The organism is Pseudoalteromonas aurantia (genome assembly GCF_005886875.1).
GTDB classification, from domain to species: Bacteria; Pseudomonadota; Gammaproteobacteria; order Enterobacterales; family Alteromonadaceae; genus Pseudoalteromonas; species Pseudoalteromonas aurantia_A.
Genome location: NZ_PNBY01000022.1, coordinates 38,125 through 63,107, shown reverse-complemented (window position 1 = coordinate 63,107; position 24,983 = coordinate 38,125). Strand labels below are relative to the sequence as shown.

Below are 24,983 nucleotides of genomic sequence, written 5' to 3'. Positions count from 1 at the left end.
GCTAAAAGACTGAGTGATAAAGCGATTATTATCAGATGGCATAAGCTGTTTAAAGGCACCATACTGTCTCATCAGTTCCTTCAAGGTGAGCGGCTAGACTCAGCGCAGCAAACCTTTTTAAATAAAGACATTGAACAATTTAGAGAGCGTTTAGCGAGTATCAGTTGGTTTATGCGGGTACTGAATGAAAGCATTGCCCGCAAGGCGAATAAAGAAGATAACTGTACAGGCCGATTCTGGGAAGGCCGTTTTAAATCACAAGCCTTACTCGATGAAGCGGCACTGGCAGCCTGTATGGCGTATGTTGATTTAAACCCAATTAGAGCCAAAATGGCTGAGACACCCGAAACCTCAGACTACACGAGTGTTAAAACACGCTGTGAACATGCCAAAGAAGGCAAGCAACCGAAAAACTTGGCGCGTTTTGCAGGTAGCCCCCGAAAGCACATGCCCAAAGGTTTACCCTTTGAATTAAAGTCCTACTTAGAACTTGTAGAGTTGACAGGCCGATGTATGCGGGCAGATAAGCGAGGCGCTATAAGCCCAATCAACTCCCCAATTTTAGACAGACTCAACATCGCCCCAGAGAACTGGCAAAAACTCACCACCCAATTTACCAAAGTATTTCACGGTGCTGTAGGTCGGCCTAAGAAGCTAGATAACTATTGTGCGAGCCTTGAAATAAAACGGCGCGCTAATTATAAGCAATGTGAAAGGTTGTTGGCTTGACCCCTAAAATACCTGCTGCACCATATGTTGTTGAACAAATAGTTGTAAAGGGGAGCCTTGTGCAATTATGCTCTTGAAGAATTGTTCTAATTAAGGGAATGTTGAGATACCGCATAATTGTTTATACGGTATCTCAAGGGGGTTAATGTACCTTTTCTACCGTAATCTTACCGTTAGATAATCCGCCACCACCCGAGTAATCCAGTTTTGCAAATATTTTTCCGGCATCGAATTTAAACTTGATCCGTTGCTTACCTGAAACATGACTAATTTTTCCAAAGCGACTGCTGCCGTTGAAATTGTATAGTGTGTATTCTTCTAAAACAGGTTCATAACCATCTCTTATACCTGAAACAGTCACGCGGTAAGCAGAGTTACCGGATATAGTTATGCGTTCAGGTAATGCTTGCCACGCTCTGTTTGCAGGTAAACTAATAGAGGCTGTTTGTTTGATAATGCCATTGGAGTGGGTTGATTGGTTATCGTAATTACCTGTGCCACCGATGGCGACTAATTTACCTGTTAGCTGGGTGTTTTTTAATATTGCACTGTGTTGCCACCAATCTTGCCCGGTCATGCCATGTACTGTTATTGAGCCCGCATTTTCGGCATCGATAATGGCACGATACCTTGCGTTGCTTCTGCCACCTTGTGCAAATACGCCATTGATATCAAGTGTTCTTGAATTTTTTACTTTAAAGACAGTCTGAACACCTTCCGCGTAGAAGTTTGAAATCTGATTATTCCAAGTTAAGTGATTTGCTGGACCATAAATCTCAACGCCTATATTTGAATTTTGCACTGTTGAATTTGTGATATTACTGCCCATCGCGGCCAGTTTTATACCTGTTTGCGATTTTTCAACATAGATATTGTCAAAAATATTTACATTGTTAAACCAGCCGTTGGGTTCAGTATTCCAATAGGCTGGTGCGTCACCGTTGCCGTGTAAATTAATACCGATATTGACGTTGTTTATAAATAAATCTTCGAATCGACTCCATATCACCCATTTACCATTAATGCCTTTATCAAAACCCGCTATATCAAGCTTTGAGAAGTGAGAGCGATAAGACGCAAACGGGATATCAATAGCATTACCTTGCTTCTGTGAATTAGTTTGAGATAAAGTTAAGTTATGAATTTCTACACCATGAGCTACTTTAAACATGCTGATGTTCGATGATGTCACTAACTTTGACAACTCTCTTTTTTCGCCCGTTACTTTTATTCTTGAGCGATGAGAACCGCCGGCTGCGGTGAAGTCGAGCGTATTCTCGACATTGAAAGTACCAGCGGGAATATAAACTGTTTTATTGTTTTGAACAGCAAAATTGATGGCTGACTGTATGGCATTACTATCGTCAATGTTATCATTGGCAATAGCACCAAACGCTTGATCTGTAATTGAGATTACGCTGGTGTCAGCGGCGAGCGCATTGAGTGATGTACACCCTAAAGCGAGTAATATTAAGCTTTTTTTCATGTTTAGTCCTTTAAAATAACAGGTGGTATTAACGATTACATAGTTTGCCTAATTTTTCAGGTACAATCAACTGGTGAATATACGACAGTACAGTTGTAAAAAGTTATTGAATTTGTCTGATGTTATATAGTTTTATTGTGTCGAGATGAAATTTAATTGTTAGGGTTTGTATTTGGTAGAACAAATAAAAAAAACGCAGCTAAAATAGCTGCGCTAATTGAAATTCAGGGATGAAACAATGCTAAACTGCTGCATTCATAAGTTATGACAGACGATAATTGCAAAAGTTCAATAAGGTTTAAAAAAATGCTAAAAAAATATTTTCTCATACCTTTGCTATGTGTACTTGGGGGGTGTGCTACTGCACCACCGAAGCAACCAGATGACTTATGTAAAATATTTAAAGAAAAAGAAGATTGGTATTATGATGCGAGAGATGCACAAGAAAAATGGGGCTCACCTAAGCATGTATTAATGGCTATGATGTATCAAGAAAGTTCCTTCAGACATGATGCCGCGCCACCAATGGAGTATTTTTTATGGATTATTCCGACCGGTAGAGCTAGCTCTGCCTATGGGTATTCACAAGCGAAAACGATGACTTGGAAAGATTACATTCGGGAGTCGGGTAATTCGGGTGCCGATAGAGATGATTTTGAGGATGCCATCGATTTTATGGCATGGTTTGTTTATAAGACCCACAAAGTTAACGGCATATCCAAGTGGGATGCCTATGCACAGTACTTAAATTATCATGATGGTTGGGGGGGTTATAAACGGGGGACTTATAAGAAGAAGAAATGGTTGATGGCTGTTGCAAATAAAGTAAAACATCGTGCCAGTAGATATGGTGCACAACTTAAACGCTGTGAAGCTGATTTAAATAAAAATTGGTTTGAGCGTTTGTTTTCATGGTAAATTCAGAGTGTATTAACTAGCACTTTTAGTAAAGTACTTTTAATCAAAGCTGACTCATTTTTACAAGATAAGTAACTAGCATTGTTTGGGTATTACCTTGGGTATTGTCTTCTCGAATTGAAAGCGGAACGGGTTTTTCTTGTTTATATATTTTCTAATTCGACCAAGTCATTACCTCAAAACTGGTAGTTTACTGTAGTCATTATCAGCGATTGGTTTGCTATTTTATATGGGCTCTATGCTTGAGATATTTGGTTTTTTGTGTTCGGTAACTTACGGATGATGGTTTTTTAAGGAGTGGTTTGTGGATCGTATGGTTTGGTTGTACTTGGATATGAAAGAAATACATTTTAGCTATCAAGAATGGCTTAAATCATAATGCGTTCTTGGTTATCTCTTATTTTAATATTCATAGTTCTTACTGTGGGTTACTACTGTCGCCTTTTGATTCAACCATCAGTATCGAGCTCTGCGTTGAAAATCACTTCAGAACCTGAATTAATCAACGCTAAGACCACTCAGCCAATCATGACAGATAAGTTGCCGCAGCAAGATGTTTCAAGTCATGCGATAAATGATTTACATGTAAACAGTGGTCAATTAGAAACAGTTATACCTGTTCGTTGGAAACAGACAGGACAATTCAAAGCGCATTTTAATCGTTTAAAAAATATGGCTGATCAAGGTGATATTGATGCAAAATACATTCTTGCTAAAAGTTTAAGGTATTGTTTTTTTGCACCGATTGACGATTTTGCATTGCAAGCGAAGCTAGAAACTCAGGCAAGTTACTCTGATGCCAGTGAGGCGATTGATAATACACTCGTGCAGTTCGATTACTGTGAGGCGATTAATCAAGACCAACGTCGTCAGTTTTACTTTTACCTTGAAGATGCAGCAAAACAGGGCTCTGTCGCTGCACAACAAATGTTTACAGGTCTTACCGCTAAATTTTACATGCATTCACAGGGTTTGGATGATCTGCCGAGGGATGAATTTATCCGGTTACGAGATAAATTCAATCAACAAAAAGTCAGCTATTTAGAGCAAGCATCAAAGCATGGTAGTGAAAAGGCGTTAATTAAATTAGCAGATTTATATCGTTCACAGCAAATTAGCGGTAACAGCCTAGTAAAATCGTACACACTTGATCGCTTAATAATGGAAATAACAAATAATAATGAATTGTATAATCGTTATGCTTGGTTTGAGCAACGACAGTACTCTCAACTCTCAGAGAAAGAGCTTATAGAGGCGAATAATATGTTTGATGATTGGCTGGCAGAAATTCATAAAAATGGCACGCATTATCCTAATGAAAAATAAAAGATAGAGTAAAAAAATGCTTTAATTCAAACTTTATTTATAGAACAGAGATGATGAATTAATGTATTTATTAGATAAAATGATTGCTGTTATTTCACGATTTTGTATGGTTGCTGATAGTTTATCGACAGCCTTCATGATGATGGAATGAGAGAAGGTAATAAAATTAGCGAACTAACATAATATCGCTGCCTTATTGAGTACTAAGGATTTAGATAGCATCTGTTCAGAACTCTATTCTGAGACGGTTACTCCGTACTTAAAAACCCAAGTTTGAGAATACTAAAGTTAACAGGATAAGACTACATTCACATTGATAGGTAGATTTTCTTGTATTACAAAAAACTATTTTTGGGATTGAGCTTAAACTCAACATAAGTAAAAGCCGAATTTACAGAAATTCGGCTTTTTCAATGATGGTTATTGTTATTTGCTGGTATCTCTTTTTTGAGGAAAGACCTTGACTTGTTTTATCATATTTTCTTTTATCTCAATTATTTCAATTGGATAACCTGCAATTCGCATACCTAATTGTGTCTCAGGGATATCTTCTAAATACTCTACGATCAATCCACTGAGTGTTTTCGGCCCTTCTGTTGGTAATTCCCAGGTCATTTCTTTATTGATATCACGAATATTTGCAGCCCCATCTACTAACACCGAGCCGTCACTCTGTATATCAACTTCATCGCTGGTTGCGCGCGTTTGCGTTGTAGTAAAGTCACCTACAACTTCCTCAAGTATATCTTCAAGAGTCACTAAACCTTGAATATCACCATATTCATCAACAACTAAACCGATACGTTCTTTACTCTGTTGAAATTTTAATAACTGCGTGTTTAACGAGGTGTTTTCGGGAATGTAATAAATTTCTCTAACTGCTCGTAGTAACGAAGGCTTGTCGAATTGCTCTTTGGTAAGTAATCTTAGAGCATCCCTTGAATGAATAAAGCCAACGGCGTCATCAATTTGATCGCGATATAACAAGACTCTGGTATGCTGTGCATTGGTCAGTTGCTTTGAAATGTCTTTCCAGTCGTCGTTTATGTCGATTGCGTTAATTTCATTACGCGGTATCATTATATCCTCGACTGTGACTTGTTCTAAATCAAGAATAGACGTTAGCATATTCTGGTGATTTGAAGGCAGTAAGGCACTTGACTCATTCACGACCGTTTTAAGCTCTTCTTTACTTAAACTATGTTCTTCAATTTGTTGGTTGGAAATACCAAAAATTCGCAACATACCGTTGGTGATCCAGTTAACAGCGATAACGAAAGGGAACAAAACCTTGAGTAGGCCCTTAAGTATAATTGAACTAGGAAAAGCCACTTTTTCTGGATAAAGCGCTGCCAATGTTTTTGGTGTGACTTCGGCAAAAATCAGCACAACGAGTGTGAGTACAAACGTCGCGATGGCAATCCCCATATCGCCATATAAGCGTATTCCAATAATTGTGGCAACCTGTGCGGCTGCAATATTAACTAAGTTATTACCGATAAGGATTAGGCCTATCAGCCTGTCAGGTCTGCGCAGTAATTTACTAACACGCTTTGCAGCTTTGTGATTTTGCTTTTCGAGGTGACGTAATCGAATACGATTAATTGACATGATCCCTGTTTCAGAGCTTGAGAAATAGCCCGAGATCAAAATAAGCAAACCTAAAATAATAAATAGGGTGCTTGTAGATATGTCGTCCAACAGAGGAGTCCTTTTTTACTTATGAAAACGTATTAAGCGTTAGCTTGGATTTTTAGTCAAGCTAAAACTTAACAAGTACGACTTCTTGAATAAATCTACTACCAAAATAAGCCAATGTTACAAGCCCTGATGCACCAATAATAGTAAATACGATAGGTTTGCCACGCCACCCAAATTGATGGTGGCCAAACGTCACAGCTGAGAATATGACCCAAGATATGATAGATAGCACTGTTTTGTGTATAAATTCTTTGTTAAACATGCCTTCTAAGAATGTAAAACCTGACAGTAAGGCTAACGTTAGCAGCGCAGTACCCACAGTTAAAAGTTGATAGAGCTGTCGTTCAACTTGCATAAGGGGGGGAAGATGACTGTGCATAATGGCCAAATCTTTTTGTTTTAAACGCTTATCTATAAAGAAGAACTGTATGGCATATAAAGTAGCAATAATAAGTACGCAGTAGGCAAGCAAAGACAGGGAAATATGCACAACTAAGCCAATATCTACATTAATAGATTGCATTATAATATGATGGGGTACAAATAAACTCGCGGTTAATAGAAGTGCAGCAAAGCCATAAACAACGGGTAATAAGAGCGTAGCTGGAAACTTTAACGAAACGGTGGTGACACTGACAACAATAACCCAGCATGTCAGTAAGGCTACGTTTACTGTACTTAAATCCTGCCCCTCAGTGGTAAATACCGAGTTCACGAGCACAAGCATATGCGTCAATATAGCGAGCGTGCTGAGAATAATTGTCAGTTTATGACTAGGCCCTTCTTTATGAAAGAGCCGAGATAACACGTGCCCTGTGGCAAGCACATAAAAAACGCTGGCAATAAGCGACAAGCTAACAATCAACATATGATCTGGGCCTAATAATTATTTTCCTTTGATAGACTATTGTATTTTATGCCTCGCCACTTGCATAGAGTTTCTAAAAAGAATCTTTGTCTGCACTTGAATACTGTATTAGTTAAGAGCATATCAGTATAATGTACAGCAATTACGATATATTGGAACCTATACATGTTTGAAAACCTCCAAGAACGCTTAGGTAAAACGTTAAAAAATATCAGTGGCAGAGGCCGCCTTACCGAAGAAAACATAAAAGACACGTTACGTGAAGTGCGTATGGCATTGCTCGAAGCCGATGTTGCACTGCCTGTAGTTCGAGAGTTTGTCAAACAAGTAAAGGAACGTGCGGTAGGTGTTGAAGTCACGAAAAGCTTAAGCCCAGGCCAAGTGTTTATTAAAATCGTACGCGAAGAACTTGAAAGTGCGATGGGTGAAGCAAACGAAGAGCTTAACTTAGCTGCGCAGCCGCCAGCGGTGGTCATGATGGCGGGCTTACAAGGTGCGGGTAAAACAACCAGTGTCGGTAAGCTTGCAAAGTTCTTAAAAGAGCGTAAAAAGAAATCGGTTTTGGTGGTTAGTGCGGATGTTTACCGCCCAGCGGCAATAAAACAGCTAGAGACGTTAGCCAGTGAAGTAGAGGTTGAGTTTTTCCCAAGTGATATTTCGCAAAAGCCAGTCGATATTGCAAACAATGCGATAAGTCATGCAAAAAAGAAATTTATTGATGTTGTGCTAGTTGATACTGCGGGTCGTTTACACGTTGATACTGACATGATGGATGAAATAAAAGACCTGCATAATGCTATCACGCCGGTAGAGACGCTATTTGTTGTAGACGCCATGACAGGTCAAGATGCGGCAAACACAGCAAAAGCATTTGGTGAGGCATTACCGCTTACAGGTGTGATTCTGACCAAAACCGACGGTGATGCCCGAGGTGGTGCTGCGCTGTCTATTCGTCATATAACGGGCAAGCCCATTAAGTTTATGGGTGTGGGGGAGAAAACGGATGCATTAGAGCCGTTCCACCCAGATCGTATTGCATCTCGTATTTTGGGTATGGGTGATGTTTTATCACTTATCGAAGAAGTCGAAATGAAAGTCGACAAAGATAAAGCCGCCAAAGTAGCAGAGAAAGTATTTAAAGGTGATGGCTTTACATTGGAAGATTTTGCTGAGCAGTTAAAGCAGATGAAAAACATGGGCGGCATGATGTCGATGCTTGAGAAGCTCCCAGGTATGAATAACTTGCCTGATGCAGTTAAAGGCCAAGTAGGCGATAAGACGTTTTTACAAATGGAAGCAATCATCAGTTCTATGACGCCTAAAGAGCGTGCACGCCCTGATATTATTAAAGGCTCGCGTAAAAAGCGTATTGCAGCAGGTTCAGGCACCCAGGTTCAAGACATCAATAAATTATTGAAGCAATTTACTCAAATGCAAAAAATGATGAAAAAGATGAAGGGTAAAGGCGGCATGATGAAAATGATGCGCAATATGAAAGGGATGATGCCACCAGGAATGATGGGCGGCGGCGGCCCTAAATTTTAAGGCGCAGTAGCATTTTTCTTTAAATAAAATAAAAAAGAGGCGACAGCCTCTTTTTTATTGATCATAAAAGCAGCAGCATGTTATGGTTGTTTTTTTACACCTCAGATCAGCATTTAATCTACCTAAGTGTCATTTATCCGCACTTCTTACTTGCATTGTGGCTAAAAACTCGTACAATTCCCCAGCTTCCTATTGCAGGAAGTAAATCTTATTAATGAAAACAGTCAATCTATTCAGAGGACGGTATGGTAACTATTCGTTTGCAACGTGGTGGCGCTAAAAAGCGTCCTTTCTATCAAATTGTGGTTGCGGATAGCCGTTTCTCGCGTGACGGTCGTTTCATCGAGAAAGTAGGTTTCTTTAACCCTATTGCTCAAGGTCAAGAAGAGAAAGTTCGTTTAGACTTAGCCCGTGTTGAACACTGGGTTGGTCAGGGCGCATCTCTAACAGATCGCGTAGCTAAGTTAGTTAAAGACGCTCGTAAAGCGGCTTAATAGGCGTAAGTGTAACCATGAGTCAAGAAAACACCTCGATTATTGTAGTAGGTAAGCTTGGTGCTCCTTACGGAATTAAGGGCTGGCTTAAGGTACATTCATTTACTGATGATCCCCAAGGGATCTTCGATTTCAGCCCATGGTTAATAGGGCAACAAGGTAAATGGCAAACTCTTGAAGTGAGCGACTGGCGTCGTCACAACAAGGGCTTTATCGCTAAGTTTGCGCAAGTAAACGACAGAGACGAAGCAATGGCGTATACCAATGCAGAAATTTCTGTCGATTCAGCGCAATTGCCGGAACTTCCTTCTGGGGAGTTTTATTGGCGAGATCTCATTGGCATGTCGGTTGTAACTGATAAAGGTTATGACTTAGGCACTGTTGATGACTTGATGGAGACAGGCTCAAATGATGTTTTGGTTGTGAAAGCAAACAAAAAAGATGCATTTGGTCAATCTGAACGTTTAATTCCTTTCTTAACTGATTCAGTTATAAAAGAAGTTAAACATGATGAGAAAAAAATTACTGTTGATTGGGATCCAGGCTTTTAATGAGTCAGCAAAATCCACTATGGGTTGGAGTGATTTCACTCTTCCCAGAAATGTTTGATGCACTAACCCAACAAGGCGTGACAGGGCGTGCGGTTAAAAACGGTTTAATCGATTTTAATTGCTGGAATCCACGAGACTATGCAACAGATAAGCATAGAACTGTAGATGACAGACCTTATGGTGGCGGTCCTGGCATGTTGATGATGGTTAAACCATTACAGCAAGCTATCTTAGCTGCAAAATCTGCAGCTGGAGAAGGCGCTAAAGTAATTTATATGTCCCCTCAAGGGCGAAAACTAGATCAACAAGGTGCTGCTCAGTTGGCGGCATCTGAAAAATTGATTTTAGTAGCTGGTCGGTATGAAGGTATAGATGAACGGATCATCGAATCTCTAGTAGATGAAGAATGGTCCATTGGCGATTTTATTCTTAGCGGTGGTGAACTACCTGCTATGACACTTATTGACGCAGTCGCGCGATTAGTGCCAGGCGTATTAGGTCACAACCAATCAGCTGAGCAAGATTCATTTTCGGATGGCTTGTTAGATTGTCCTCATTATACTCGGCCAGAAACATTGGATGATAAACAGGTGCCTGCTGTATTACTCAGCGGAAACCACCAAGCAATTGCTAAATGGCGCTTAAAGCAGTCATTAGGAAGAACTTGGCTACGTCGTCCAGACTTGTTGCGTAACCTAGCTCTGACTGAGGAGCAAGCGGCACTACTCGCTGAGTTTCAGCATGAGTACCAAGAAGCTTGTGGCTAGAAGACAGTTACACCTAGGAATGTGAGAAATATAATGGCAAAAGTAAACCAAAATATTATTAAAGCGCTTGAAGAAGAGCAGCTTAAAAAAGACGTACCAGTGTTCGGCTCTGGTGATACAGTAGTTGTTCAGGTACGTGTAAAAGAAGGTAACAAAGAGCGTCTACAGGCTTTTGAAGGTGTTGTAATCGCTAAGCGTAATCGCGGTCTACATTCAGCTTTCACTGTTCGTAAGATCTCGAACGGTGAAGGTGTTGAGCGTGTATTCCAAACGCACAGCCCTCTTATCGATAGCGTTACAGTTAAGCGTCGCGGTGCAGTTCGTCGTGCTAAGCTTTACTACCTACGCGAGCGTTCAGGTAAATCAGCACGTATTAAAGAAAAACTTAATTAATACGAGCGTTTATCACGCTGAAAAAACAGGCCACTCTTTGAGTGGCCTGTTTTGTTTTATACGCTATATTTATCATTCTGACTTATTTTTATATCTTTTATCATCGCACCCTTCCTGATAGACTTGATGTATTGTATTTTTTACACTGTAATTATAAGTTTACAACATGGCAAGTGAAATGAATTTAGATACTCTACGTAATGGCATTGACGAGTGTGATACCGAATTGGTCGCTTTGTTGGCAAGGCGTAGAGCTTTAACCGAACAAATTGGTGTTGTTAAGCAAAAGTCGGGAGCACCTTTACATGCTCCAACTAGAGAAGCTGAGCTTATTGCAGCCAGAAGGGAGCAAGCCAAAAGCAGTGGCGTTAATCCGGACTTAATTGAGGATATTCTGCGGCGTATGATGCGTGAAGCCTATGAGAATCAACAAAGCTTATTGGCTTGTGCTGCGCCTGAATTATCACCGATTGTGATTGTTGGTGGTGAAGGGGCAATGGGGCAATTGTTTGCAAAACAGTTTCGCCGCTCTGGCTATGAAGTACGAATCTTAGATAAACCGCAGTATGCGGAAGCTGACGTAATATTAAGCGGTGCAAAACTGGTTTTGGTCAGTGTGCCAATTAATGCGATTGATGATGTTGTCGCGAAGTTACCTGCATTGCCTGATGATTGTGTTCTCGCAGATATTACGTCTGTTAAACAAGGTCCTTTAAAATCGTTAATGCAAAAGCATAATGGCCCAGTGGTGGGGTTGCATCCAATGTTTGGTCCAGATATATCCCATTGGGTAAAACAAACAGTGGTTGTGTGTGATGGCAGACAAGCAGGTAATTACCAAGGGCTATTAGAGCAGTTGAGTATTTGGGGATGTCAATTGGTTAACATCGATGCAAAAAAACATGATCAAGCAATGCAGATCATTCAAGTTATGCGCCATTTGACGACTTTTGTATATGGTCAGTTTTTAGCAAAACAATCACATACGCTAAAAGAGCTTCGTAGTTGTTCTTCGCCTATTTATCAACTCGAACTTATGATGGTGGGAAGGTTGTTTGCTCAATCACCAGAATTATATTCAGATATAATGCTCGCTCAATATAACGATGTTGAAGGGCTGATAGCGAGTTATCAAGATACGTTTAGTAGCACCTTAGAATTATTGAAAGCGGGGGATAAAGAGGCTTTAATTGATGCATTTGCACAAGCTAAACAATATTTCTCTTGCAGTGTCGGCCAGTTCCTATCTCAAAGTCGTGGGCTGTTAAATAAAGCTAACGATGCAAAAGTACTAGATTGATGAAAAAGAAATAGCGCAAATGCGCTATTTCTTGGTTATATTATAAAACATCTACAGCCTGTAACGACTCACTTTGGTAACAACCTAATACCCTTACAAATTGGGTATGTTCTTTGAGTTGCTCCATCGCTTCTTGGACGCGCTTTTCAGCGGTATTCGCTAATAAGTCAACGTAGAAAACTTCTTCCCATGGGTTTCCTGGCACAGGCCTAGATTCTAACTTTACCATATTAATGTTATGACATTTGAATACCATCAAAGCGTCTGCCAATGAACCCACTTGCTGCTTTGTCGCCATAATTAAGCTGATTTTGGTAGGAAGTTGGGTAGAAACCTGTAATGACTCCCGAGCTACGACTATGAACCGACTATGATTTTCAGCTTGATTTGCCAAACCGGTTTTGATGACTTCCAATCCTATATTTTTGCCTGCTTGTGCGGAGGCGATTGCTGCGCTTTGTGGTGTATCAAGTGCAGATTGAAGTGCACTGGATGTTGAATCGCATGCTTCGTGTTGTATATCACCTAGCCCTTGTAAAAAACGGCTACATTGGGCAAAAGGTTGATGATGTGCAAATATTTTATTAACGTCTTTTAATTCTGTACCAGGGTTCGTCAATAAACAATGCTCTACTGTTTGAGTTACTTCTCCAACGATTGAGACTTGAGCATGTTGTAGTAAATCAAACACTTCGTTAATGCTACCCGAGCTTGTATTTTCAATCGGGAGCAGACCGTAATCAGCTTGGCCTCGTTCAACTTGTTCGGTAATTTTGTCAAAACTTGGGCAGCCTAGCTCCACGACTTTACCTGGCCGGCGGCTAAAGTATTTATGGCATGCAAGCTGGCTATAGGACCCTTGACCACCTAAGTAGGCAACTCTATGGGTATCACCTAACGCTTCAGGGTTAAGACTTTTTTGTAATAAAGCCTGTTGATTTAATACTGAGTCCTCAAGGATCGTTTGGAAAACGCTATTGATATAAAATGCATCTAGGCCAAGTGATTTACCATAGCTAATCAGTTTTTCAAGTAGTACTTGTTCCCGTTCTTCATCTCGAATAGGTTTATTGTTGGTAATTTTGTATTCTAATACGCTGTGGCTTATGCGACGGCGCTTTGCAAGCAAAACCATTAGGTCGGAATCAATCTCATTGATATCACGACGCAGTGCATTTAATGTATTTTCAGTCATAGGTCCTCTCATTCCCAATGCAAAAAAAAACCTCCCAGTTGGGAGGCTTAGCTATTTGTGTTACACGCAAACAGTTCAGCCTCTTCACCTAAAGAAGCTAAAAAAGAAATATGTAGTGTGAGCAATCTTAACTGTCATATTGTGTTATAAATAAATTAAATTAAGTATATTATTACCATACTTTAAATTAGTTCTACAAGTGATTATTTTAGAAATCGCTTTTAAAGCGATGTCGTGCTTGGTGTTTTGGTGATGATACTAACGTGACTTATGCTGTATGTATCTGTTATATTAATTTTAGTTTAATGAAAAAAATTATAATTATGATAAGGGTTTAAAAGTGGTCAATCGTCGGCCCCCTTCAAGGTTTGGTGCAAACTCTCTAAGTGTAAAGCTATCAATGTTGATATCTGCAGTGTGTTTGATTGCGGGTGTTTTTGCGGCTGCATTAATGCTTAAATCGGAAGAAAGGCAGCTGATCTATGAAGAGTATTCAGAATTAAAGCGGGTAAGCAGTCAAGCCGTTGTTCAGTTTAGTCAATACTTAGATTTGAAAACAAGCTTAGCGGAGCAAGCAAATATTGTTGTTACCAAGCAGTTATTTACCGAGTCAACACTTTTGCATGATAAACCAATTACTCTTATTAATGAAAATAAAAGGGAGTTTCGCAGCACTGCAAAAAATGGTTTATCAGCAGCTTATTTGCCAGCTGAAACTTTAACACAAAGTGATAGACGATTATTTTCCCAATCAGAGTCATTATGGAACATTATTGCACCACCATTGCTGCAAGATTTCTTTAATTTTTATTTAGTAACAACACGTAATTTTGTCCGGATAGCCCCGCCTAATATTTTACTGAATAATTCGCCAAACAAGGCGCTGTTTAGTACTCATGCGTTACCATTATTGAGAGAGGAACTGAATCCCACGAGGGAGGCTATTTGGTCACGAGTGCATTTCGATACAGTGTGGAATAAATGGGTGATCAGCATTTTAGTACCACTTTATGATAGTGATGAGTACTTAGGGTTTACTGGCACTGATGTTGAACTCAAAACATTATTGTCACATTTGCCTGCGCCAGATTCTAGGCAAGGGTTTGTGATATTTGATCAGCAAGGCCACATAATTGCGGCACCTAACCTGAGGGTTAAGCGTTCGGAAAATAGCGTAACATCTGGGAAGGCTATTTCGATCCCCGCTTTGAATAACGTTATCGAGTCTGCTTTATTAGTGAAGCTACCAGAATTTCAAGACGAGTTTACATTAGATGGTGAAGGACACATTATAAATATTCAACAACTAAAACAGTTGGATTGGTATATTGGTGTGTATAAGAAACGAGACTCGGCGCTCTCGGCATTAGAAGAACTCAAAGTTAAGTTTTTTGGCTTATTTTTACTTTATGCTCTATTTGTCGCCTTGTTATTACATCAAGTGCTGTACCAATTGGTTTTAGGCCGTATTAATTTATTGGTAAACGCAGTCGTTGGGTTTGGTCGAGGGCAGTGGGATATGCCATCAATGCCAAGCAGTAACGATGAAATCGGTCAGCTCAATGCTTCATTTAACGACATGAGTGAAGAAATTAAAAAGCTGGTTACGGGTTTAAATCAACGGATCACAGAAAAGGAAATTGCAGAAAAGGCGGCAAATAGATTATCAAAAGCCGTTTCATTTTCTGGTACGGCGGTTGTGATCACCAATGAATATTTCCAAATAGAATATGTAAACCCCAAAATGTTGGAAATGACAGGGTTTGAAGAGAGCCATTTCTTGAGTGCACCTTTACTGAGTATTATTTCAAAAGAGATGGCTATTTTAGTCGACGATATTGATATTGACTTACGCAGCCGAAATTACTGGCGCGGAGATACTATGCTTGCAGGCTCAGATCCAAAGCCTATTTGGGTGAGTTTAAGTATTTCTCCAATCAGAGAAGATGGTGGGCAAATCTCTAGTTATGTCGCATCGGCACAAGATATTTCTTTTGTTAAAGAGAGCCAACGAAAAATGGAGGAGTTAGCGTATTTTGATACGTTAACGGGTTTAGCAAACAGAACCTTCTTTAGAATGCAGTTGCGTAAATCAATGGCGTTAGCTGAACGGGGTCATTATGCATTTGCTTTATTCTACTTTGATTTAGACGAGTTTAAACGGATCAATGATACGTTAGGTCATGATGCCGGTGACAGGTTGTTGGTAGAAGTAGCTGAACGATTAAAGTTACGGTTAAGATCTGAAGATACGATTGCGCGACTTGGTGGTGATGAATTTGCTGTGCTTTTGAGTGGTATTGATAAGCGTGAAAATGCCATGGAGGTGGCGCATATTATTCAACGTACATTAAATAAGCCAATTAAGTTGGGCAACAACGAGGTGATTGTTAGCGCAAGCATTGGTATCACTATGGCGCCATTCGATAGTAAAGAAGAAGAGCAATTATTGAAGCACGCTGATTTAGCTATGTATGAGGCTAAGGCGAAAGGTCGTAATACATTTCATTTTTATTCGCAGGAATTGGATGCCGCTGCAAATGAACGGCTATATATTGAAAATGAATTAAGACAGGCAATAAAGGCAAAGCAATTTACGCTGTTTTATCAGCCTCAAGTGGACTGTAAAACTATGCATATTGTCGGCTATGAAGCGTTGATCCGGTGGAAGCATCCTGAAAAAGGCATGATCCCACCCACAAAGTTTATTCCGATCGCAGAGGCAACAGGCCTAATCGTGGAATTAGGTGTGTGGGTTCTTGAAGAAGCGTGCTTGTTCTCTATGCGGTTGCAACGACAGGGCCGCTCTGGGAACATGTCTATTAATCTTTCGGCACGTCAATTTAAAGATGCGCATTTAATTAACGAAATCTCAGATGTATTACAAAGAACGCAGATGCCAGCTGAAAAGCTACACTTAGAATTAACAGAAAGTATGTTGATGGGTGATGTGGAAGCCGCAATTACTCAGCTACATCAGATGAAAGACTTAGGTGTTGGTTTATCTATAGATGATTTTGGGACTGGCTATTCGTCATTAAGCTACCTTAAGCGTTTTCCTGTAGACACTTTAAAAGTTGACAGATCATTTGTTAAGGATATACCTGCTGACTCTAATGATATGGAGATCACAGCAGCAATTATTGCAATGGCGCAAAAACTCAATCTACAAGTTGTAGCTGAAGGGGTTGAAACAAAAGAGCAGGTGGCATTTTTGAAGCGCAATAACTGCTATATAGTGCAAGGCTACTACTATAGCCCACCGTTACCTGAGCATGAAATTGAGATATTCCGCTCTCAGTTGCAAGACAGTGCCGGCAATTAGCCGCCGGCTATTTTTACTTTAAAGTTAAGCGATTCTAATATTAATTTGAGCTTATTACGATCATCACCCTGTACTTCAATGATGTTGTCTTTTAGTGCTCCGCCTTGACCCATTTTACTTTTTAGCGTTTTTGCCAGTTTTTTAAGATCATGCTCTTGAGGGTCTATACCCACAACAAGCATGACACCTTTGCCTTTTCGGCCTTTAGTCTGTTTTTCAATCCGTATTGCACCGTCTTTAAATAGTTTGGCTTGCGCTTGCGGTTTTGCTTCTTCGTTATTGATACGGCCGATATCGGTAGAGTATACCAAGCGGTTATCTGACATTTTTATCCCACTTTTATTTTTTGTACGATTAACGGTGTATTTTAGATATTTTAATGTCTGATACCAAGCTTATTTTAAGATGAAGAGCTATTAAAAAGGCACTCTACAAAAATAAATGACATTTGATAACGTTAATTTTTTGCGAAAAAATGTAAAAGCGTTATATTTAAATCAGTGCACGGATAACAAATTCAAACCATATTAGGAGCTTAAGATGAGTTTGAGCAAGAATGCTTCAGCGGATGGGAAAACATTGACTATCCAAATCAGGGGAAAATTCGATTTTAATTTAGTACAGTCATTTCGCCAAGCGTATGCAGAAGTGGGTGAACAGACAGAAAAAGTTGTAATAGATCTGCGTGAAACAGATTACATGGATAGTTCTGCGCTGGGTATGTTATTGAATATGAAAAAGACTTTGGGTGACTCTATCGGAAGTATCCATATTAGTAATTGCCGACCTCAGTTAAAGAAAATATTGCAAATATCGCGCTTCGATAAAAAGTTTGATATCGATTAACAGTTAATTACGGTAAGGCCCAAACTTGTGCGTATTCTAGTTGTCGATGATCAACCGCTTAATTGTACTTTACTCAAAGCAATGCTGGAACAGCAAAGCTATCATGTTGAAGTTGCTAATGATGGGCGGCAAGCGTTAGATGTATTACAAAGTACGGACATTGATATCGTCCTTCTAGACGTTATGATGCCAGTTATGGATGGGTTTGAAGCTGCGCCAAAAATTAAACAGCTGGCGGGGGATGTTTACTTACCCGTTATATTTATCACTGCATTAGAAGACCATGCAAGCTTTGAAAAATGTTTAGCTGTGGGGGGGGATGACTTTATTCATAAGCCTTTTGATCGAATTATATTATCAGCAAAGATCAAAGCGCATACCCGTACGCGAAAGCTGAGCCAAGAAGCTCACCTGCAAAAAAAACAACTAGAGTACTACTACAACCAAACTGAGCGTGAACATGAAATAGTTGAACATATATTCAGCAACGCGCTATCTCAGCAGGTTACATTCCCACATCATTGTGACTTTCATTTATCTCCAGCATCAATGTTTAACGGTGACATGTTCTTGATGGCGCAAAGCCCGATGGGCGGGTTTTACTGTTTGTTAGGTGATTTTACAGGGCATGGCTTAGCTGCAGCTATCGGTGCTTTGCCTGCATCTCGGGTATTTTATACCATGGTTAATAAAGGCATGGCTGTTAATGATATTGCTTTTGAGCTAAATAATGTGCTGTATAACTTACTACCTGGCCATATGTTCTGCGCAGCGGCGATTGTCGAGCTGAGTGAATCGGGGAAAAGTATTTCAGCTTGGCTGGGCGGTTTACCAGATTGCTATTTAATAGATCAAGAAGGCCAGCTACTTCGAACATTAGAATCACAGCATATGGCATTGGGTATATTAGATGAAGAAGAGTTTGAACGAAATTTAATTCACCTTGAAGTAAAACCAGATCAACGGCTTGTGATGGCCACCGATGGTATAATTGAAACTGAAAGTCAGCAAGGTGAGATGTTTGGTGAAGAGCTATTAAAAACAACTTTATCTAGCACTACGTTAATAACGACATCAGACATAATCGACAAGGTGCATACGTTTTCAGAGCATGGTGAGCAGCAGGATGATTTGAGTATTGTAATTATTAACTGTATTGCTAGCGAAGCGCACCGGCTAGAAGAACCGATATATTCAAGCTTACCATTTAATTTTTCTATGAGCCTTAATTCAAACCAGATGAAAGGTACAGATCCTATTCTAGAGTTAGTTGATGTTTTAAGTCAGATTGAGGGGATAAATGAACATCGCTCTAATATATTTTTGCTGCTGTCAGAGGCATATAATAACTCACTCGATCATGGCGTACTGGGTCTCGACTCAAAAATTAAAAACCAAGAAGATGGATTTTTTGAGTTTTACCAATTGAGAGAGCGAGCACTTGCTAACCTTAACGATGCTTTAATTATTATTTCAGCGCGATATTGCCCCGATTCTTTATGTCTTTATTTTTCTATATGTGATTCGGGTAATGGCTTTCGGAATAAGAAAAGTAGTAGCACGGAGTTGTTACGAGAGTATGGGAGAGGCTTGAGTTTACTCACTGAAATTGCTCAAAGTATAAAGTATAACCATACTGGCAATGAAGTCGAAATGGTTTACGCATTGCAATAATCTCTTACCCACCTTTATTTTTACACTCAAAATTTTTTACTCTCAGTGACGTGGTTACCCACGGTTATTTTATATTCGTTATTTGAATAGATACCAGTAACTGAGCATTTGCAAAATAATATTTTCATGGTAGTCTCAAAATATACTTATAGATGTGTAGATGGCTAAATGATTTCAAGATACCTTACTCGTGCTAACTTAGATATCAACGTTTCTCAAATTGAAGAGGCATTGTCTGAACTGGATAGTTTTATCGCTGAGACAGCGAATAAACAGGAAGCGGTTTGGTCGTTTATGATCCCTGAATTAGGGGAAGGTGGTGCATGTAGTTTATTTGGGCATCTTCAAGAGGCTCCGTTTGAATTAGAAAGTTATTTAGTGCGTTCACCCCAAAGTGATCTGCGTTTAAGTCAACTTCAGACCATCGTGCACTATATTCAACAACGCACTAATGTTGATTGGTTTGGGATATATCAAAATACTGTAACAAATGAGGGGCTACAGCTTTTAAAGCTCTCCTATTGTGGTGCCCCGAGCCGACCGTTGTTCCCTGTAAATGATACTTTTGCAGCGACCAGTAATAATGTACAAGTTGTCATGAGTGGTTTAGGACGTGTTATAAATAATGTTCCCAGTTACGTAGAAAGTGGTGGTGAGTACTATACATGCGATCCAAAAGTGCAGTCTGAGAGTTGTTTACCACTTTATGATGAACATATGCAATGTATTGGCATTATTGATGCGGAAGCGTTTCGGAACGATTTTTTTACAGCGGAAACTTTAGCAATACTCATTGCGGCATGCATTAGAATTCCTCACTATTTACCGTGAGGGCTAGGCTATTGTTACGGACAATTTATGTTACTATAAAGCCAGTTTTAACCCCCGTTTATTCCGTGCATATAAGCTGTTATGCCAATTAGCTTTATGCTGAGATTACACTAATAAAAGAGATAACCTATGTTCTCAACATTGAAACCTTTACCGACAGATCCGATCCTTGGTCTTATGGCTGCATACAAGCAAGATACAAACCCGAATAAAATTGACTTGGGCGTAGGTGTTTATAAAGACGAGCAAGGTAATACTCCTGTTTTAAAGGCAGTAAAAAAGGCGGAAGCATTTAGATTAGAAAACGAAACGACGAAGTCTTATATTGGCTTGGCAGGAAATTTAGATTTTTGTCAAAAAATGGAGTCTTTACTACTTGGTGAACATAAAGCGCTATTGGCAAACCGTGTTCGTACAGCACAAACACCTGGTGGTACGGGTGCACTTCGTGTTGCAGCTGAGTTCATAAAACGTTGCAATACAGATGCGACTGTTTGGGTTACAACACCGACATGGGCTAATCATATTAGTTTATTTGAAGCAGCAGGGCTCACAGTAAAAGAATACCCTTATTATGATTATGAAAATAAGGGCTTATTGTTTGATGAAATGATCGACACATTAAAGCAAGTGCCAAAAGGGGATGTTGTTTTAATACACGCATGTTGTCATAACCCTAGTGGTATGGACCTTAATGAGGAGCAATGGAAAGTTGTTGCTGATCTTGCAAAAGAAGTTGGTTTTACGCCACTGGTAGATATTGCGTATCAAGGTTTTGGTCGTAGTTTAGATGAAGACGCAAAAGGCTTACGATTGTTGGCTGACACAGTAGAAGAGATGCTGATCTGCTCGTCTTGTTCGAAGAACTTTGGTCTTTATCGTGAGCGTATTGGCGCATGCTCATTGATTTCTAATAACAGCACGACAGCAGATGTATCAAATTCAGTCTTATTGAGTGTTGTACGTAGCATTTACTCAATGCCGCCAGCACATGGTGCTGACATTGTGAACACAATTCTAAGTAGCACAGAACTGACTCAACTGTGGCATGATGAGTTAGATGAAATGCGCACCCGCATCAATGGGTTGCGTAGTTTAATTAAGAACAGTTTAGCTGAAAAGGGGGTTGATCAGGATTTCTCATTTATTGATCAACAAAATGGGATGTTTTCATTCCTTGGTATCAATAAAGCACAGATTGACCGTTTGCAAAAAGACTATGCTATTTACATTGTGGGCTCAAGCCGCGTAAATGTTGCAGGCGTTAGTCAGACAAACATAGAGTATTTTTCAAATGCACTTGCTGACGTTCTAAAATAACCAGCATCAAGCAAAAAAACCGCTCTATGAGCGGTTTTTTTATGCTTGATTAATCTTTGTTACTTTTTCATCTGAGTTGTCAGTGCCGTCAGCATCTACCTTCCTTGCTTTTTTGGGTGTATCGGGCTTAGCGCCTTTGAGTACGGATAAGAATTCATCTTTTTGTTTTGCGATTTCTAATGCTAAAGATTCAACTTGTTGTTCGCTCAGCGGCACATCCACTTTGCTGAGCATTTGTTCAAGTGATTCAGCAACGTCTAACATTTTATCGTAAGCATCAGCCTCTTTTTTACTGGTAAAGGTCATGCGCTCGACTCCATTTCTTTCTACAACATACTTGATAACAACAGCCATGATCACTCCTGCTTAACACTGTTTTTTTATACAGTAATATTTAAAATTGCAACTTGCAAGCAGATTATCATAGTTTTAAAGTGAATAATATGACAGAGCATAATCACTAGATACTATTAATCTACTATAAACAGAGCCTTAGTGATTTTAAGGGATTTTAAGTTGACAAACCGATGACGAAGAACTTTATTTAATAAGCCTAATAGATGTTAGGTCATTCTATACTTAGAGCATCGCTCTTTATGACATCATATGAGAATTTCCAGGAGGGAAATATGCATATAAAACGTATGTTACTGATCACTTCATTACTCTTTTGTACACATAGTTATGCAGCGGAAAATGCGCCATCACTGCTAACTCCAAAATCACAATCTGACCATATTGAACATATCAGAGTAATCAATGTGAATTCAGCGCATTTAGAAGAACTTGCCGCTTTGCCTGGTATTGGTAAGAAAAAGGCACAAGCAATTATTGATTATCGGATTAAACACGGTAATTTTTTTGATTTGACGTCACTGAGCCAAGTGAAAGGGATAGGGCAAGGTATATTGGGTAAATTAGAAGGTAAAGTCGCTTTTTGATAAATGTTCTACAACACAAGCCTTAGTTGGCTTGTGTTGTATTTTGTTGTTTAAATAGGCTAATTGCTTGTGCAAAGTGTGTTTTAGCAAACCATATATCAATCGGTGATGTGAGAAGTGGGTAGAGTAGCCCTGCCACTAACAATAAGGGAACAAGTCCCCAGCCTTTTATGTAGGCAAACATAATAAAAAATGGGATCAATACACATAGTTTGGCGATCCTTAAACATACTTTCTGTGTGCCTGACAGTTCAGCAATAGCTAAGGCTAAAATCTGCTGCTTTTCTCTTAGCTTGTATGGCGTGAGCGCAGCGATTTGGCTAAGTTTCCATGCAATCATGATTTTTGCCCTTTGTGTGATAAAAAGTGACAAACCATCACGCCAATAAAACAGATACTATAAAAAGCGAAGATCACTTCCATCCAATTAGGCATACTCATATTCATAAACTCCCAATCTATATTACCACAATCGCCTGTTGCAGCAAAAAAAGCGGGTAGCCACTCGTGCAAAGGTAAAATTGCTGGAAAGTTCGGTACTATGTCACAGGTAAATGCAAAAGGATCTGTGGTTATCTGCATATACGTATGTTCACGCGCAATGAGCCACCCCCAGATACTGGCGATGCCCCATAGTATCAAACCTGCCGTTCTCAATAGAAGAGTGTTTGGTGCAGTAAGGCCTATGATACCAGCGAATAACAGACCCAACATTGATGTTCTTTGATAAATACACATAATACATGGCTCTAATCCCATGTTATATTGAAAAAATAAGGCGACAGCTTCGAAAATAAACGCACTGAGTGCAAGCAATCCCCAAGCTTTACGAGAGTAGGGTAAATTCGCTATCCAATTCATAATTCTTCCTATTATTTTTTATATATTATGTGTCATGAGAGGTAAGTACTGCAACCATTGTCAGATAAATCTACGCATGAATAAGTGGGTTGAAAGATCTTTGCTTGTTAGTTAGCAGGCATCTGGTACAATCAGTGGCTTATCAAAATGATGCAGTCGCATGTTTAACGAAGTGGTGTTAGATGAGAATTTTCAAAGCCAAAAGCCCAGCAGGATTTGCTGAGGAATATATTGTCGAATCAATTTGGAATGGTGAGTTTCCACCAGGTTCTATCTTACCTGCTGAGCGTGAATTATCTGAGTTAATTGGTGTGACGCGAACTACGTTACGTGAAGTATTGCAGCGTCTAGCTAGGGATGGTTGGTTAACTATTCAACATGGTAAGCCGACACGCGTTAATAACTTTTGGGAGACATCTGGTTTGAATATTCTTGAGACATTAGCACGTCTTGATGAAGATAAAATGCCAGAGCTGACAGACCAGCTGCTATCAGCTCGCACGAATATTAGTGCGATATATACACGTGCAGCCATTAAGGTTAATCCTGAGCAAGTAATAGAAATTTTGTCAGAAAGTGATGAGTTAGAAGATTCTGCAGATGCATTTGCTAAATACGATTATCGTGTTCATCATCAATTAGCTGCTGCGGGCAACAATCATATTTATGTACTGGTTCTCAATGGGTTCAAAGGTTTATATTCTAAAATTGGTGGGCACTATTTCTCAGATGCACGTACACGTGAACTCGCTCGCCAGTTTTATAAAGATTTAACGGTATTAGCTGAGAACAAAGATCATGATGGCGCTATTTCGTTAATGCGTAAATACGGTCATCAAAGTGGTGAAATTTGGCTCCAATTGCGTGGTGATATGCCCGCAAACATAATGGATTAACCACTATTTGATATAAAAGCCTCGCACCGCGAGGCTTTTTTTGTTTCTGCGACTGCAATTAGCATAAAGTGGGTGAGACAAAGTACATTCATAAAAACCGATTGCACCTATCGTTAAAATCGATTATCAATTTATCCCGCAGACGCATACACTTAGGCAAATTTTTAATTGGGGTTGTTTTCTTGGTTAACGCCTCAATATAAGCAGTTATAATGTAATGGCGTCGTGTTAATGTATGCGACTAAATTGGATATAAACCTAACTATTTGGAGAATACAATGGGTGTATTAGTAGGCCGTCAGGCACCAGATTTTACAGCAGCAGCAGTATTAGGAAACGGTGAGATTGTAGATAGCTATAACCTACATGAGACTATTAAAGGTAAAAAAGCAGTTATCTTCTTTTACCCACTAGATTTCACTTTCGTATGTCCTTCAGAGCTAATCGCATTCGATAAGCGTTTTGAAGAGTTCCAAAAACGTGGCGTTGAAGTGATTGGTGTTTCTATTGACTCACAGTTCTCACATAACGCATGGCGTAATACTCCTGTAAATGAAGGTGGTATTGGTCCAGTGAAATATGCACTTGTTGCAGATGTTAAGCATGAAATCTGTCAGGCATACGATGTTGAGCACCCAGAAGCTGGTGTTGCTTTTCGTGGTTCATTCCTTATAGATGAAACTGGTAGCGTACGTCACCAAGTTGTTAATGACCTTCCACTAGGTCGTAACATCGACGAAATGCTACGTATGGTTGATGCATTAGCATTCCACAGTGAGCATGGTGAAGTGTGTCCAGCTGGTTGGACTGAAGGTAAAGCTGGTATGGATGCAAGCCCTGAAGGTGTTGCTAAATTCCTATCTGAGAACGAAAGCGCGCTATAATTCGCTCTAGTTTGATAACCCGCCATCTGGCGGGTTTTTTTATGTCTCATACCCGTCTCTTTGAATTGCTCTAATTACTTTCATGCTAATGAAGACAACCTGTGATTAACCCTCTTCACTAACTCAACACTT

General features: G+C 39.6%; 25 protein-coding genes. 17 read left to right on the top strand and 8 right to left on the bottom strand.

The features are described from left to right. On the top strand, positions 1–729 hold a 729-nt coding region (locus tag CWC18_RS05455; protein WP_138674868.1), incomplete at its 5' end, for a transposase. Between the two features lie 142 nt (positions 730–871). On the opposite strand, the gene CWC18_RS05450 is transcribed toward CWC18_RS05455, so the two are convergent. Further along, positions 872–2,215, bottom strand: coding sequence for a glycosyl hydrolase family 28-related protein (locus CWC18_RS05450; protein WP_138674867.1), 1,344 nt, complete (start codon positions 2,213–2,215; stop codon positions 872–874). A gap of 306 nt (positions 2,216–2,521) precedes the next feature. Between CWC18_RS05450 and CWC18_RS05445 the strand changes: the two genes are divergently transcribed. Next, the gene (locus CWC18_RS05445) at positions 2,522–3,133 is read left to right on the top strand and encodes a transglycosylase SLT domain-containing protein (protein WP_138674866.1); all 612 of its coding nucleotides are present in this window, start codon (positions 2,522–2,524) and stop codon (positions 3,131–3,133) included. Between the two features lie 474 nt (positions 3,134–3,607). Next, a complete protein-coding gene (locus CWC18_RS05440; RefSeq protein WP_138674865.1) occupies positions 3,608–4,459 on the top strand; it encodes a hypothetical protein in 852 nt (283 codons plus the stop codon). 426 nt (positions 4,460–4,885) lie between these two features. Here the strand turns inward: CWC18_RS05440 and CWC18_RS05435 are convergent, their stop codons facing one another. Together CWC18_RS05435 and CWC18_RS05430 are read right to left on the bottom strand one after the other, a co-directional pair. Further along, a complete protein-coding gene (locus CWC18_RS05435; RefSeq protein ID WP_138589645.1) occupies positions 4,886–6,160 on the bottom strand; it encodes an HlyC/CorC family transporter in 1,275 nt (424 codons plus the stop codon). A 61-nt stretch (positions 6,161–6,221) separates the two neighbouring features. Further along, entirely contained in the window at positions 6,222–7,028 is an 807-nt protein-coding gene (locus CWC18_RS05430; protein WP_138589646.1) for a cytochrome C assembly family protein, read from the bottom strand. 165 nt (positions 7,029–7,193) lie between these two features. On the opposite strand from CWC18_RS05430, the gene ffh reads away from it, so the two are divergent. The 6 genes from ffh (at position 7,194) to tyrA (ending at position 12,078) form a co-directional block, all read left to right on the top strand. After that, positions 7,194–8,573, top strand: coding sequence for a signal recognition particle protein (gene ffh / locus CWC18_RS05425; RefSeq protein WP_119862399.1), 1,380 nt, complete (start codon positions 7,194–7,196; stop codon positions 8,571–8,573). A 245-nt stretch (positions 8,574–8,818) separates the two neighbouring features. Then, positions 8,819–9,067: a 30S ribosomal protein S16 gene (gene rpsP, locus CWC18_RS05420; protein WP_138589647.1), complete on the top strand. Its 249-nt coding sequence runs from the start codon at positions 8,819–8,821 to the stop codon at positions 9,065–9,067. Positions 9,068–9,084: 17 nt separating this feature from the next. Then, positions 9,085–9,618 (top strand): ribosome maturation factor RimM, encoded by a 534-nt coding sequence (rimM, locus tag CWC18_RS05415; RefSeq protein ID WP_138589648.1) that lies wholly within the window; start codon positions 9,085–9,087, stop codon positions 9,616–9,618. Further along, positions 9,618–10,385, top strand: coding sequence for a tRNA (guanosine(37)-N1)-methyltransferase TrmD (gene trmD, locus CWC18_RS05410; protein ID WP_119862401.1), 768 nt, complete (start codon positions 9,618–9,620; stop codon positions 10,383–10,385). Before rimM ends, trmD begins: the two co-directional genes overlap by 1 nt. Before the next feature lie 33 nt (positions 10,386–10,418). After that, positions 10,419–10,778 carry a 50S ribosomal protein L19 gene (rplS, locus tag CWC18_RS05405; RefSeq protein ID WP_138589649.1) on the top strand — a complete coding sequence of 120 codons (360 nt, stop codon included), beginning with the start codon at positions 10,419–10,421 and terminating at the stop codon, positions 10,776–10,778. Positions 10,779–10,956: 178 nt separating this feature from the next. Beyond that, a complete protein-coding gene (gene tyrA / locus CWC18_RS05400; protein WP_432760755.1) occupies positions 10,957–12,078 on the top strand; it encodes a bifunctional chorismate mutase/prephenate dehydrogenase in 1,122 nt (373 codons plus the stop codon). 40 nt (positions 12,079–12,118) lie between these two features. Here the strand turns inward: tyrA and CWC18_RS05395 are convergent, their stop codons facing one another. After that, positions 12,119–13,273, bottom strand: coding sequence for a chorismate mutase (locus CWC18_RS05395; RefSeq protein WP_138589651.1), 1,155 nt, complete (start codon positions 13,271–13,273; stop codon positions 12,119–12,121). A 340-nt stretch (positions 13,274–13,613) separates the two neighbouring features. Between CWC18_RS05395 and CWC18_RS05390 the strand changes: the two genes are divergently transcribed. Then, entirely contained in the window at positions 13,614–16,598 is a 2,985-nt protein-coding gene (locus tag CWC18_RS05390) for a bifunctional diguanylate cyclase/phosphodiesterase (RefSeq protein WP_138589652.1), read from the top strand. Here the strand turns inward: CWC18_RS05390 and CWC18_RS05385 are convergent. Next, positions 16,595–16,924 carry a stress response translation initiation inhibitor YciH gene (locus CWC18_RS05385; protein ID WP_138589653.1) on the bottom strand — a complete coding sequence of 110 codons (330 nt, stop codon included), beginning with the start codon at positions 16,922–16,924 and terminating at the stop codon, positions 16,595–16,597. The two genes, CWC18_RS05390 and CWC18_RS05385, sit on opposite strands and share 4 nt — an antisense overlap. 214 nt (positions 16,925–17,138) lie before the next feature. Here CWC18_RS05385 and CWC18_RS05380 point away from each other — a divergent pair, with 214 nt between their 5' ends. The 4 genes from CWC18_RS05380 to CWC18_RS05365 all read left to right on the top strand — a co-directional run bounded on the left by CWC18_RS05380 (position 17,139) and on the right by CWC18_RS05365 (position 21,269). Continuing rightward, a complete protein-coding gene (locus CWC18_RS05380; RefSeq protein ID WP_010362243.1) occupies positions 17,139–17,444 on the top strand; it encodes an STAS domain-containing protein in 306 nt (101 codons plus the stop codon). 27 nt (positions 17,445–17,471) lie between these two features. Continuing rightward, positions 17,472–19,118, top strand: coding sequence for a SpoIIE family protein phosphatase (locus tag CWC18_RS05375; protein WP_138589654.1), 1,647 nt, complete (start codon positions 17,472–17,474; stop codon positions 19,116–19,118). A 168-nt stretch (positions 19,119–19,286) separates the two neighbouring features. Then, complete coding sequence (locus CWC18_RS05370; protein ID WP_138589655.1) at positions 19,287–19,949, top strand: GAF domain-containing protein; 663 nt, start codon at positions 19,287–19,289, stop codon at positions 19,947–19,949. A gap of 129 nt (positions 19,950–20,078) precedes the next feature. Continuing rightward, positions 20,079–21,269 (top strand): amino acid aminotransferase, encoded by a 1,191-nt coding sequence (locus CWC18_RS05365; RefSeq protein WP_138589656.1) that lies wholly within the window; start codon positions 20,079–20,081, stop codon positions 21,267–21,269. 39 nt (positions 21,270–21,308) lie between these two features. Here CWC18_RS05365 and CWC18_RS05360 read toward each other — a convergent pair whose 3' ends face one another. Further along, on the bottom strand, positions 21,309–21,623 hold the full coding sequence (locus CWC18_RS05360) for a YebG family protein (RefSeq protein ID WP_138589657.1): 315 nt from the start codon (positions 21,621–21,623) through the stop codon (positions 21,309–21,311). Between the two features lie 275 nt (positions 21,624–21,898). Between CWC18_RS05360 and CWC18_RS05355 the strand changes: the two genes are divergently transcribed. Beyond that, complete coding sequence (locus CWC18_RS05355) at positions 21,899–22,210, top strand: ComEA family DNA-binding protein (RefSeq protein WP_138589658.1); 312 nt, start codon at positions 21,899–21,901, stop codon at positions 22,208–22,210. A gap of 22 nt (positions 22,211–22,232) precedes the next feature. Here the strand turns inward: CWC18_RS05355 and CWC18_RS05350 are convergent, their stop codons facing one another. Next, positions 22,233–22,550, bottom strand: coding sequence for a hypothetical protein (locus tag CWC18_RS05350; protein WP_138674864.1), 318 nt, complete (start codon positions 22,548–22,550; stop codon positions 22,233–22,235). Beyond that, positions 22,547–23,071, bottom strand: a complete 525-nt coding sequence (gene dsbB, locus CWC18_RS05345) for a disulfide bond formation protein DsbB (RefSeq protein ID WP_138589660.1) — start codon at positions 23,069–23,071, stop codon at positions 22,547–22,549. Before dsbB ends, CWC18_RS05350 begins: the two co-directional genes overlap by 4 nt. 182 nt (positions 23,072–23,253) lie before the next feature. On the opposite strand from dsbB, the gene fadR reads away from it, so the two are divergent. Next, positions 23,254–23,967 carry a fatty acid metabolism transcriptional regulator FadR gene (gene fadR / locus CWC18_RS05340; protein ID WP_138589661.1) on the top strand — a complete coding sequence of 238 codons (714 nt, stop codon included), beginning with the start codon at positions 23,254–23,256 and terminating at the stop codon, positions 23,965–23,967. A gap of 278 nt (positions 23,968–24,245) precedes the next feature. Continuing rightward, positions 24,246–24,851, top strand: coding sequence for a peroxiredoxin C (locus CWC18_RS05335; protein WP_010362234.1), 606 nt, complete (start codon positions 24,246–24,248; stop codon positions 24,849–24,851). The last annotated feature ends 132 nt before the right edge of the window (positions 24,852–24,983 follow it).